Source organism: Streptomyces sp. NPDC049954 (assembly GCF_040656295.1).
In the GTDB taxonomy this organism is placed as follows: domain Bacteria; phylum Actinomycetota; class Actinomycetes; order Streptomycetales; family Streptomycetaceae; genus Streptomyces.
The window spans coordinates 24857-36173 of record NZ_JBFALS010000020.1 but is presented as its reverse complement, the minus strand read 5'-3'; the positions used below and the strand labels follow the sequence as shown (position 1 = coordinate 36173).

11 protein-coding genes and 1 pseudogene are annotated in these 11317 nt (G+C 72.0%); 5 read left to right on the top strand and 7 right to left on the bottom strand.

The features are described from left to right. Window positions 1–1338 (bottom strand): aminotransferase class I/II-fold pyridoxal phosphate-dependent enzyme, encoded by a 1338-nt coding sequence (locus AB0J21_RS30920; RefSeq protein ID WP_363149468.1) that lies wholly within the window; start codon window positions 1336–1338, stop codon window positions 1–3. A gap of 76 nt (window positions 1339–1414) precedes the next feature. Here AB0J21_RS30920 and AB0J21_RS30915 point away from each other — a divergent pair, with 76 nt between their 5' ends. Beyond that, window positions 1415–2125, top strand: coding sequence for a pyridoxamine 5'-phosphate oxidase family protein (locus AB0J21_RS30915; RefSeq protein ID WP_363149467.1), 711 nt, complete (start codon window positions 1415–1417; stop codon window positions 2123–2125). Between the two features lie 63 nt (window positions 2126–2188). On the opposite strand, the gene AB0J21_RS30910 is transcribed toward AB0J21_RS30915, so the two are convergent. From AB0J21_RS30910 to AB0J21_RS30895, 4 genes are all read right to left on the bottom strand, one after another. Further along, window positions 2189–3148: a DMT family transporter gene (locus tag AB0J21_RS30910; protein ID WP_363149466.1), complete on the bottom strand. Its 960-nt coding sequence runs from the start codon at window positions 3146–3148 to the stop codon at window positions 2189–2191. 158 nt (window positions 3149–3306) lie between these two features. Further along, window positions 3307–4320, bottom strand: a complete 1014-nt coding sequence (locus tag AB0J21_RS30905; RefSeq protein WP_363149465.1) for an EamA family transporter — start codon at window positions 4318–4320, stop codon at window positions 3307–3309. A gap of 31 nt (window positions 4321–4351) precedes the next feature. Next, complete coding sequence (locus AB0J21_RS30900) at window positions 4352–5056, bottom strand: Clp protease N-terminal domain-containing protein (protein ID WP_363149464.1); 705 nt, start codon at window positions 5054–5056, stop codon at window positions 4352–4354. Between the two features lie 272 nt (window positions 5057–5328). Beyond that, entirely contained in the window at window positions 5329–6063 is a 735-nt protein-coding gene (locus AB0J21_RS30895; RefSeq protein WP_363149463.1) for a PadR family transcriptional regulator, read from the bottom strand. A 467-nt stretch (window positions 6064–6530) separates the two neighbouring features. Between AB0J21_RS30895 and AB0J21_RS30890 the strand changes: the two genes are divergently transcribed. Next, complete coding sequence (locus AB0J21_RS30890; protein ID WP_363149531.1) at window positions 6531–7346, top strand: class I SAM-dependent methyltransferase; 816 nt, start codon at window positions 6531–6533, stop codon at window positions 7344–7346. Window positions 7347–7487: 141 nt separating this feature from the next. On the opposite strand, the gene AB0J21_RS30885 is transcribed toward AB0J21_RS30890, so the two are convergent. Continuing rightward, window positions 7488–8453, bottom strand: coding sequence for a WYL domain-containing protein (locus AB0J21_RS30885; protein WP_363149462.1), 966 nt, complete (start codon window positions 8451–8453; stop codon window positions 7488–7490). A gap of 93 nt (window positions 8454–8546) precedes the next feature. On the opposite strand from AB0J21_RS30885, the gene AB0J21_RS30880 reads away from it, so the two are divergent. Both AB0J21_RS30880 and AB0J21_RS30875 read left to right on the top strand, forming a co-directional pair. Beyond that, window positions 8547–8912, top strand: a complete 366-nt coding sequence (locus AB0J21_RS30880) for a VOC family protein (protein ID WP_363149461.1) — start codon at window positions 8547–8549, stop codon at window positions 8910–8912. A gap of 400 nt (window positions 8913–9312) precedes the next feature. Continuing rightward, complete coding sequence (locus AB0J21_RS30875; protein ID WP_363149530.1) at window positions 9313–10203, top strand: aminoglycoside phosphotransferase family protein; 891 nt, start codon at window positions 9313–9315, stop codon at window positions 10201–10203. 77 nt (window positions 10204–10280) lie between these two features. On the opposite strand, the pseudogene AB0J21_RS30870 reads toward AB0J21_RS30875, so the two are convergent. Beyond that, window positions 10281–10462: pseudogene (locus AB0J21_RS30870) on the bottom strand (FAD-dependent monooxygenase); the annotation flags it as partial. A gap of 130 nt (window positions 10463–10592) precedes the next feature. Between AB0J21_RS30870 and AB0J21_RS30865 the strand changes: the two are divergent. Continuing rightward, window positions 10593–11315, top strand: coding sequence for a helix-turn-helix domain-containing protein (locus AB0J21_RS30865; RefSeq protein ID WP_363149460.1), 723 nt, complete (start codon window positions 10593–10595; stop codon window positions 11313–11315). The last annotated feature ends 2 nt before the right edge of the window (window positions 11316–11317 follow it).

The following is an 11317-nucleotide window of genomic DNA, read 5'->3' as shown; positions in this document are numbered from 1 at the left end:
TCACCCGTATCTGCGCCGCGGGCCCCCGCCCTCGCGCACCGCCCCGGCGATCGCCCGCGCCAGTTCGCCGGTGTCCGCGCGCTCCAGCCCCGACACGGTGACCCGGACGCCGGCCGGCGCGGAGAGCCGGAACCTGGCCCCGGGGGCGACGGCCCAGCCCGCGTGCAGCAGCCGGGCCACCGCTCCCGTCTCGTCGGGCACGGGGACCCACACGTTGAGGCCACTGCGGCCCCGGGCGACGACGCCGTATCCGGCCAGGGCCCCGATCAGCGCGTCCCTGCGCCCGTCGTACGCCGCCGCGACGGCCGCCGTGTCCACCGCGCCGTCCGTCCACAGCCGCACCACGGCGCGCTGCGAGAGCCGGCTCACCCAGCCGGGGCCGAGCCGCTGCCTGCCGCGCACCCGGTCCAGCGTCACCTCGTCGCCGGTGAGTACGGCGATCCGCAGGTCGGGCCCGTACGCCTTGGCGGTGGAGCGGACGAAGGCCCAGCGTTCGGTGACCCCGGCCAGCGGGTGCGGCGGCGGGCCCACGATGCCGTGCCCGTGGTCGTCCTCGATCAGCAGGGTGTGCGGGAACCGGCCCAGGACCTCCCGCAGTTCGCGGGCCCGCCCCTCCCCCAGCACCGCGCCGGTCGGGTTCTGCGCGCGGTCGGTGACCACCAGCGCCCGGGCGCCTTCGGACAGCGCGCGCTCCACGGCCCCGGGCTCCGGCCCCTCGTCGTCCACCGCCACGGGCACCAGCCGCAGACCGAGCGCGGGGACCAGATCGAGGAGGCTGCCCCATCCGGGGTCCTCGACGGCGACGGCGTCACCCGGGCGCAGGTGCGCCGCGAGGATGCGCTCGATCGCGTCCAGCGAGCCGGAGGCCACCGCGACCGGTCCGGGCGGCACTCCGTCGGCGGTGAAGGCCGCGCGGGCCAGTTCCGCCAGCCGCGGCTCGACCGCCTCCTCGCCGTAGAGAACGGGACGCCGGTCCCCCTCCAGCGCGGCGGCGGTCATCGCGGGGGCGAGCGCGGGCAGCAGCGCGGGATCGGGGTTGCCGGTGGACACGTCCCTGACCCCGGGCGGCGCCTCGACACGGATCGCCTCCCGCGCGGTGCTCACCGGCCGCTGCCGCACCCGACTGCCCCGCCGCCCCGCCGTCTCGATGACCCCGCGCTCGCGCAGGGTGCGGTACGCGGCGGCCACCGTATTCGGATTGACTCCGAGGTCGGCGGCCAACTCGCGTAGCGGCGGCAGGACTTGACCGGGCGACAGGTCACCGCCGCCCACCGCGCGCTCGATGTCGGCGGCGATATCCGCAGCACGCCGACCTGAGATCCGATACTCTCCTAGCACAAAACGTATTATGCACTAGTGCAATGCACTGGGCAAGGCCGTGCGACGCGAGAGCAGAGAGAGGGAGAGCGCAGCGATGACCGCCTCCGAGCAGCCCGCCACCACCCAGGACCGCGCCGGGGAGGGGGACTCCCCGGCGTACGCCCCCACCGGCCGCACCGTACCGACCCGCTCCCCCGACCGGGCCGCCTACGACCACGAGACGGTGCACGCGATACTCGACGAGGGCTACCTGTGCCATCTCGGCTTCGTCCGGGACGGGGCACCCGTGGTGCTGCCGACGCTCTACGCCCGGGTCGGCGACCACCTCTACGTACACGGTTCGACCGGCTCCCGGCCGCTGCGGCAGGCCGGCCGCGAGGAGCCCGGCCTGCCGGTGTGCCTGACGGTGACCCATGTGGACGGGCTGGTGCTGGCCAGGTCGGCCTTCCATCACTCGGTCAACTACCGCTCGGTCGTGGTCCACGGTGTGGCGCGTACGGTGACCGATCCCGAGGAGAAGCGCCTCGCGCTCGACGCGATCGTCGACAACGCGATCCCCGGCCGGTCCGCCGACTCCCGCCCCGGCAACCCGAAGGAACTCGCGGCCACCGCCGTCGTGCGCGTCGAACTGTCCGAGGTCTCGGCCAAGCAGCGCACCGGCGGCCCCAACGACGACCCCGAGGACCTGGACCTGCCGTACTGGTCCGGAGTCGTGCCCGTGACGACGCGCACCGGTGCCCCGGTCCCGTCCCAGGACCTCGCGGACACCGTCGCCCTGCCCGGCTACCTGAAGCAGGGCGCCTGACGCACCGCCGGTGGGGGCGCGCACGCGGAGAGGCGCCACGCCCCCACCGGCCCGGGGCCGCGCTCAGACGGGCCGGCCGGCCGTACGCGCCTCGGCCGCGGCCAGCCCCGTGACCGCCCCCAGCAGGAGCAGCACCCCGAGGACGGTGGGCGCGGTGAGCCGTTCGCCGAGGAGGGTCACCGCGATGACGGCGGCGCTCACCGGTTCGAGCAGCATGATCACCGAGACCGTCGCCGACCGCACGACGGCCGCCCCGGCGAAGTACAGGACGTAGGCGAGCGCGCTGGGCACCGAGGCCATGTAGCCGAGCAGGAGCAGCGTCCGCAGCGGCTGCCCGGTGTGCGGCGACAGTCCTTCCAGGGCCGCGAGCGGCAGCAGGGCCACGGCGCCGACGGCGAAGGACCAGGCCGTCGTGGTCACCGCGTCCTGCCCGTCGTCCTCCCGCGCGAACCAGCGCGTGAGCAGGGTCAGCGCGGCGTACGAGGCCGAGCAGACGAGCGCCCACCCGACACCGGCGGGCCGGACCGTCGCCTCCCCGCCGCCCAGTACGAGCACCACCAGTCCGGCGAGCGCGCCCAGCACGGCGCACACCCCGCCGCCGCCGAGGCGTTCCCCGAGGCCGAACCGGGCGCCGAGCGCGATCAGGACGGGGCCCGCGCCGAGGGCGACGACGGTCGCCACCGCGAGGCCCGTGTCGCGCACGGCGACGAAGTACGTGGTCTGGAACAGCGCGAGGACGGCGCCCCGCACGAGGTTGCGCGCGAGGCGGCGCCCGCGGAAGCCCGCGGCGGCGGGCACCGGCCGGTCCGGCCGCCGGGACCGGACGGCGCCGCGCCAGGTGCGGGCGCCGAGCAGGAGGAGCAGACCGCCGGCGTAGCGCCAGAAGGACAGCGCGAGCGGTCCGAGATCACCCGTCCGGTACAGCAGGGCCGCGGCGGCGCCCGCGGTTCCCCAGGCGGCACCGGCGAAGGTCAGGAAGAGAAGGCCACGCCCGAGGGGCAGGCCGGATACGGCGTGCGACACAGTGAAGTTCTCCGCAGCAGGTCAGGAGGAAGAGGCCTGGACTCACGTCTGCGGGCAGCACGGCAGGGCCCGGCCGGGGGCCGGGCGAATCGTCAGGTGCCCGCGCTCAGCGGGCGGGAGGCGGCAGGACGAGGGCGCGTGCGTACATGATCGGCACCCTAGACGCCGTCTGCGCGCGCGGACAACTCCCTTTCGGCGGCCGCCGTCGGCGGTCCTCCCGAGGCGATCGGCTCGCTCGGGGCGGCTGCGGGCGCGGTGGTCTGAGCGACGAACGCGCCGACGAGTACGACGGCCCCGCCGAAGAGCTGGGGCGCCGAGAGGTGTTCACCGAGCAGGACCCAGGCCAGGACGGTCGCGACGACCGCCTCCAGACAGGCCACGACGACCGCGACCTGCGGTGACAGCCGGCGGACCGACAGCACACCGGTGACATACGCCAGAACGGTCGCGAGCAGGACGATCCACGCGAGCAGCAGCCAGGCCGCGACGGAGGTGCCGCCCATGTCCGCGCGACCGGTCAGGACGCTGAAGTCCATGGTCCAGGGCCGGGCCACGAAGGTGAGCAGGACGGCCCCGGCCAGCAGTCCGTGGGCGATGACGCCGAGCGGGGACGGCGCCTCGGCTCCCGCGTCTCCGCCCTGGTCGGACAGGATGAAGTAGCCGACCTGGCAACAGGCGGCGCCCAGGGCCAGCAGCAGGCCGAGCGCGTCGAAGGACAGTCCGGCCCAGACCTCGACGACGCAGGCGAGGCCGCCGACGGCGAGGACCACGCCGAGAGCGGCGGCCCGGGTCACGGGCCGGCGCTGGACGAAGCGCACCCAGCCGAGGACGAGGGCCGGGGCGAGGTACTCGACCAGGAGCGCTACCCCGACCGGGATCCGGGAGATCGCCGCGAAGTAGCAGGCCTGCACCCCGGCCACGGCCAGCAGCCCGTACCCGGCGAGCAGCGCGGGCCTGGTCCGCACCAGGGCACGGTGGCGCCAGGCGACCGGCAGCATGACGAGAGCCGCCCCGGCGACCCGCAGCCATACGACGTGCAGCGGGTCGAGGCCCGCCTCGATCAGCGGTTTGGCCGCCACCCCGGACCCGCCGAAGGCGAGGGCGGAGACCAGGGCGAGGCCCAGTCCTGTCCCCTTGGTCCGCTTGTCCTTGTTCCCCGATGTCTCCGGCACGGCGCCATCATGACAGGCCGGGACAGGAGCGTCACTCCCTATGCTGCTGACGCAGTCGCGAGACGTCGATACCCCGGGCGAACTCGTGCGGATCCTCGGACGGAGGACGGGGCCGGACCAGCCCGGGCCCGGCGGTCTCCTCGTACGCCGGCCGCCCGGCACGCTGGTGGGACTCCTCGCACCCGTCGTCCTGCGGCTCGCGGTCCGCTGCCACGAGCGCGGCGCACAGGGCGCCGGGATCGACGCCCGCGCGGCGCAGAATCCCGGCGGCGCGGCATTCCGGGTCGGCGGCGAGGGCCGCCAGCAGGTCGGTGCCCCCGGGCGGCGCGTCGGCGCCGCACCCGGTGGCACGCTCCCCGGCCCGCTCCGTGGCACGCTCCACGGCCCGCTCCATGGCCAGCGAGGCGGCGGGCGACCAGCCGGCCTCGCGCAGGACGGGAATCCCGCCCGAGTCCTCCACGGTGCCCTGCCACTGGAGGCCGTAGCCGATGCTGCGCTGCACGAGGTAGCCGAGGAGGCGGCCGAGGTGCGCGGGGTCGACGAAGGATCTCGCCCGGGGGTCGGACTCCAGCAGGGAGTGCAGCAGGTGGGCCGTGTCGATCTGCGGGTCGCCGTCACGGGCCGCCCGCCTGCGGGCACCCGAGACGACGGTGGCCAGCTCGTCGCCGAGCGCGCCACGGGGCTCCCCACGGGCGGGGCCCGGCTCGCTGTACGGCTGCTGGATAGGGCGTTGCACGTACTCCACTCCATCATTGACCACTGGGGCCGTCGTCCCCGGGGGGAAGGGTTCCCAGGTCCGACGAGAGGTGTGCGAACCGGGGCGATCCCTCCTCCTCACGGAGGAGATCGCCCCGGAGTCGGCGTCAGGGGTCAGGAGGGGCCGGGTGCACGGAACGGGGCGGCCCGGGTTCAGGTTCGACTGCCTGCGGAGCCCCTCCAGCAGGACGCGGGCAACCCCGCACGGACGCCTCGCGGCCCTTCCGTACGGGGTTGCCCGTGATGGCCCGGTCAGTCCTCGTCACCGGGGCCGGCGGCGGGTCCGGTGTCGCCCTCCCCGTCCTCGGCGAGGATCAGGTACAGGCGCTTGCGCGCGTCCTTGACGACCGCGAGGGACTTCTCGCGCTGCTCCTTGGTCCCCGTCCGCCAGACCTGGCTGAACGCCTCCATCAGACCGGCTCCCGCCTGCCTGACCTCGTTGAGCGCCTCCCAGTCGACACCGCGACCGGCCTCCTCCCAGGGCGCCTCGGGACCGGCCTCGGCCGCCGTACGGCCCTCGTCGGTGAGCGCGAAGAGCTTCTTGCCGCCCTCGCTCTCGCTGACGATCAGCCCCTCGTCCTCCAGCATCTGGAGAGTGGGGTACACCGAACCGGGGCTCGGCTTCCAGGCGCCGCCACTGCGTTCGGCGATCTCCTGGATCATCTCGTAGCCGTGCATGGGACGGTCCTTGAGCAGCGCCAGGATCGAGGCGCGCACATCACCGCGCCGCGCCCGCCCCCGAGGCCCCCCGCCACGCCCCCGGCCACCCCAGGGACCACCGGGACCGAAGCCCCCCGGCCCGCCGGGACCACCAGGACCACCGAAGCCGCCGGGACCGCCGGGACCGAACGGCCCGAAGGCGGCCCGCCGACTCTCGAAGTCGCCACGCTCGAAACCGCCGCGCCCACGGCCCTCGGGACCGTGACCGAAACCACGCCCGCGCCCGTGCCCATGTCCGTGCTCATGCTCGTGTCCGAAGGTACGCATCACGATCACTCCTTTCATCGTCAATGGATCGCGATGCCTCAACGATATATCGGAACAGTTCGTTAGGCAAGGGCGATCGGATCGATGGTGACCTGTGACAGCGAATCTCGTTCGATTGCCACTGAACTTTGACCACCGGTATGTTCCTGCCACCGAACTTTGACCGTTGCGGTTGGAGACGTGGTGGGCGCACCGGCTCATGCGTACAGGGATCCAGCGTTATCTGCCTTTGAGCTGGACTTTCTTGACTCCGGTGGGCGTTGTCGCGGGTCGTTGGGCCGGTTGTGGAGTACGCGGTTCGAGAGCGCTCAGCCGGTGCGTGAGTTCCGGTGGGCGACCTGCCAGCAACAACGCCGGACGTGCTCACAGCGCTGCCGCCAGAAGGCATACCGGCAGCGGAAGGCCCAACTGGCCCTGCCTAGGCTGGCGCGGTGACTGATGAGCAGAAACGGGTGCAGCCGTCGGGAGTGTGGGCCACGGCGGTGGGGGTGGCCCGGGTGCGGGCGCTGGAGACCGGGCGGGAGAACGCCCTGTTCCGCGATCCACTGGCACAGGCCTTCGCCACCGCCGGCGGCCTATGGCCCTCCTCGCCGCCGCTGCCCGATGACGAGGCCGCGCGCCGCCGCCGACTGGCCGTGTCGTTCTCCATCGTCATCAGGACGAAGTTCCTCGACGACCTGTTGCAGCAGGCCTCCGCGTCCGGGGTCCGGCAGGTCGTGCTGCTCGGCGCCGGCATGGACAGCCGGGCCTTCCGGATCGACTGGCCCGAGGACACCCGGCTGTTCGAGGTCGACACCGCCGCGCCACTGGACTTCAAGGCTTCGGTGCTGCGCCGGGAGCGGGCCGTCGCACGCTGCGAGCGGATCACCGTCGCGGTGGATCTGCGTGAGGACTGGCCGGCCGCGCTGGCCGCCGCAGGGCACGACCCGGCCGCGCCGACCGCGTGGATCGGCGAAGGACTGCTGATCTATCTGCCCGAGGACGCGGTGGAGCTGCTGCTGGCCCGGATCGGCGCGCAGTCGGCAGCCGGCAGCCGGATGGGGCTGACGTTGGGCTCGCGCGGCGTGATCGAGCGCTTCGGCGCGGACGCCGTGCCGGGATCGGCGGCCTCCATGTGGGTCTCGGAGATGCCCGACGAGCCGGTGGGCTGGCTGGCTGGCCACGGCTGGGAGGCCGACAGCCACACCCTGCGCGAGCGCGCTGCCGCCTACGGCCGCCCGATCAGCACCCCGCCGCAGCGCGAGGAGCGGCCCGGCGGACTGATCTCGGCGGTCCGCCGGTAGAGCGCCTCCCGGCGGTCAGACTTCAGTGGCAATCGGTCAAGGTTCACTGTCACAGGACAGGTTGAGCTGCGCGGTGAAGGTTGATTGCCGTGTCGGGCGTCTGCGACCGTGATCGGTTGACCGCCTGTTAGTTGTCGCGGCTCAGGACGTTGGTGACGGCGCATAGTGGTGGGCGAGGTCGGTGGCGAGGTCGCGGAGGTGAGCCCTGGCTTCGGTGGGGCCGTGCACAGTGATGGCGCTCCCGAACGGCAGTAGTGCTCGCACGTCCTGCAGATGCAGGAAACGGATCGTCACCTTGTGGCCGGTAGCGGATTCCTGATGGTCGTCCCGGACGAGTCGTAGGCCAAAGATCCGTTGCGCTCGCTCCATCTGGGCCTGGTCGATGGTGGCACTGACCTCTGTCACGTGGTCGTGATCCCACTGATCAACGAGCGCTGCAGCGACGGTGGCGAGAGTCTGGCTCTCGCGGATCCGTCGTGGCTGGTCGACTTCTTTCCACGTCGTGATTCGTCCGAGTCGGTACATTCGTGGCACTCGGGCACAGTCGGCGACGAGGTACCAAGTGCCGGCCTTGGCGAACAGCCCGTAGGGATCCACGACCAGATCGCGTGGGCACGACTCGCGTGAGCTGTCGTACTCGATCCGCAGCCGACGACCTCGCCGCACCGGGCCGATCAGCGAAGCCGGAGTCGTGCCGGAAGTATGTGCCCGGAGCCAGGGGCGGCTGTCCACGTGCACCACGTCGGTGAGCGGCAGGAGCTCATGCACTCGACGTGACGGTGCAGCGGCGATCTTGGAGAGCGCCCGCCGGCCTTCGACGGATGCGTTGAGCTCCGCACGTTGCCTCTCATCCAGCCCGGCGAGCGACAGATGATCACGCTCGCCCGGTGTGAGTCGCGTGAGGTCGAGCCCGGACCCGGGCAGCATGGTCACGCCTCCGAGGCGGCCCCGTTGTGCAGTCACTGGCAGACCGGCGTCACGGAGCCAGTTCAGGTCCCGGGTGATGGTTCGAAGGGACACCCCGAGCGCCGAGGCAAGTCCCTGTGTGGTCACGGCATCCCTCGATGCGAGGAGCAGCATCAGGGAGAAGAAGCGGTCTGGGGTCACACACCGATTTTTTCAGGAACGGCGACATGATGCGGCGCATATCCCGGTCAGGCTGATGGATGCGTACCTACGGCCTGTGAGAAGGAAACAACCATGACCACATCCGTCCTGTCCATCGTCTACGTGAACGACGCTCCCGCCGCAGCGCGTTTCTACGGCGGCCTCCTCGGCCTGAGCCCCTCGTTCGAGACTCCGGGATACATCACCTTCGACCTCGGGCCAGGCGCTGACCTCGCTCTGTGGTCCGGCCAGTTCGAGGATCTGTCACCGGACGTCCCGCGTACCAGTGAGGTGTGCCTGGCCATCGACAGTGGACCCGACGAGCTCAACGCGATCTTCAAGCAGTGGCAGGCCAAGGGCGTCACGATCCTGCGCGAGCCTCATGATCCGGGGTTCGGGCTGACCTTCCTCGCAGCCGATCCTGACGGGAACCGTATCCGCGTGGCACCGCGGGCCTGAAAGGCCGCAATGCGGCAGGCGCGCACGACAGGTGTCGCGCCTGCCTTCTCCGGGTGCCGACCGCGGCGGTCGGTGTTGCGACCGGTGCAGCCGGGGAGGAACTGCGCGAACATCGTGGCGACAGAGCCCAGCATCTTCTCAATGGGGCTCCTCTCGAAGGGCGAGCCCTTGCGTGTGGGCTGGAAGTCGGCCTCCAGGAACCGGCCCGGCATGAAGCCCGGAAGTCGTGCTGGCGGATGCCCATGTGCGGCATCGGCGGCTGGACGAGCGCCAGACACCTGGGCGGCCGGGAATCTCGGTTGATCTGGGCCCTGGCGTGTGAATACTGGCTGTCGTCCCGGTCGAGCTGGTCTGCTTCCGGCGTTTCGCACGGGATCGAGGAGGGCCTGCGAAAGTGACCATGCACGGTGACCAAGTGGACGTGACCACCGGAATCGTCGCGACCTTGATCCAGGAACAGTTCCCTCAGTGGAGCGGCAAGGCGATCCAGCCCCTGTCGTCGACCGGGACGGTCAACGCCGTCTTCCGTATCGGGAACGACCTCTCCGCGCGTTTCCCGTTACGCCTGGCCGAGGCCGCCGAGGTGCGGGCAGTGCTCGAACAGGAAGCCCGGGCGAGCGCGGAACTGGCCCAGGCGTCCCCGTTCCCCGCCCCGGAACCCGTCGCCCTGGGCAAGCCCGGAGCGGGATACCCCATGCCCTGGTCGGTCCAGACATGGCTGCCGGGAACAGTCGCCTTCGATGCCGACCCGAGTCGTTCGGTCGCGTTCGCCGAGGACCTTGCCGCCTTCATCACAGCCCTGCGGGGCGCCGATACGCGGGGGCGGCTTTTCAGCGGCGAAGGTCGCGGCGGTGTTCTCGCTCACCACGACGGCTGGATGGCGAAGTGCTTCGAGGAGAGTGCGGGGCTGCTCGACGTGCCCCGGCTGCGCCAGATGTGGAGCCACTTCCGGGAGCTGCCACGCACGGGTGCCGACGTGATGAGCCATGGCGACTTGATTCCCGGCAACGTACTGATCTCGGGAGACCGGCTCAGCGGCGTACTCGACACCGGCGGCTTCGGCCCGGCCGACCCCGCGCTGGATCTGGTCAGTGCCTGGCACCTGTTGCGGCCGGGCCCGCGGGAAGTGCTCCGGCGGACACTCGCCTGCGACGACCTGGAGTGGGAGCGCGGCAGGGCATGGGCTTTCGAGCAGGCGATGGGCGTGGTCTGGTACTACGCCGAGAGCAATCCGGCGATGAGCGAAATGGGGCGCCGGACACTCGACCGCATGCTGGAGTCGACGGGGTGACGTGGCCCCGGTCGCAGGCCGGACAGATCGGGCTGAGACGGGACATCAAGCGTTCACCGCTCCCCTGACACTGACACCAGACCGGCGGCCTCAAGAGCGAGCGGCCCGTCGCAGTCGTGGACGGCGAGCGTCCCGCCCTGCGACCGCGCCTCGGGCGAGGCTTCCACCTCGTGGACGGGACCGGTCTTCCGTGGACGTGCGGGACGCGGGCCGGCGTGAGCCCGCCGAGCGCGGCGCCCACGATCGAGACGGTTTCCAGGGCGACTCCCGGATGAGCGGGACGACGTGGACGCCGGCCCGGTGCGGCGCAGTGCGCCAAGCGGACACCCGCCCTTTTTGGTACGGCGCACCAAATTGGCACGGCGCACCAAATATGTCACCATGGCCGCATGGCAACGCGATCACGCCGGTCTCCACGGCGTAACCAGGTGCTCTCCCGGGAGCAGATCATCGAGGCCGCGGTCGAGCTGCTCGACGCGGGCGGCGAGGGTGCGCTGACCGTCCGGGCGCTGGTTGAGCGCCTGTCCACCGGGTCCGGCGCGATCTCGTACCACGTGGGCAAGCGGGACGATCTGCTGGACGCGGCGACCGAGACGGTCGTTGTCACCGCTCTGGAACCGAAGCACGCACGGGCCTCGGCCACGAACCCCGCACGGGCCTCGGCCACGCCCGCAGAGGAGATCCGCTCCGTCGCGCTGGCCCTGTACGACGCGATCGCCGCTCACCAGTGGCTCGCCACGCGGCTGACCCTCCAGGTCGTCCGCAACCCGGTCGGGCCGGTGACGGTGGGGATCTTCGAGCGGATCGGCCGACAGGTCGGTGCCTTGGGTGTGCCGCGAGCCCGCTGGTTCGACGCGGCCTCGACACTCGTGCACTACATCCTCGGAGCGGTCAGCCAGAACGCCCGCATCGAGGGGGACACCTCGGGGACGGACCCCGAGGCGGACCGCGGGGAGTTCTTCGACGCGACGTTGACGGCGTGGCAGCAACTCGCCTCCGAGGACTACCCGTTCATGCACGCCATCGCCGGCCAGGTACGCGGGCACGACGACCGCGAGCAGTTCCTCACCGGCATCGCCGTCATCCTCGACGGCCTCACCCGCCTGCGCTGACC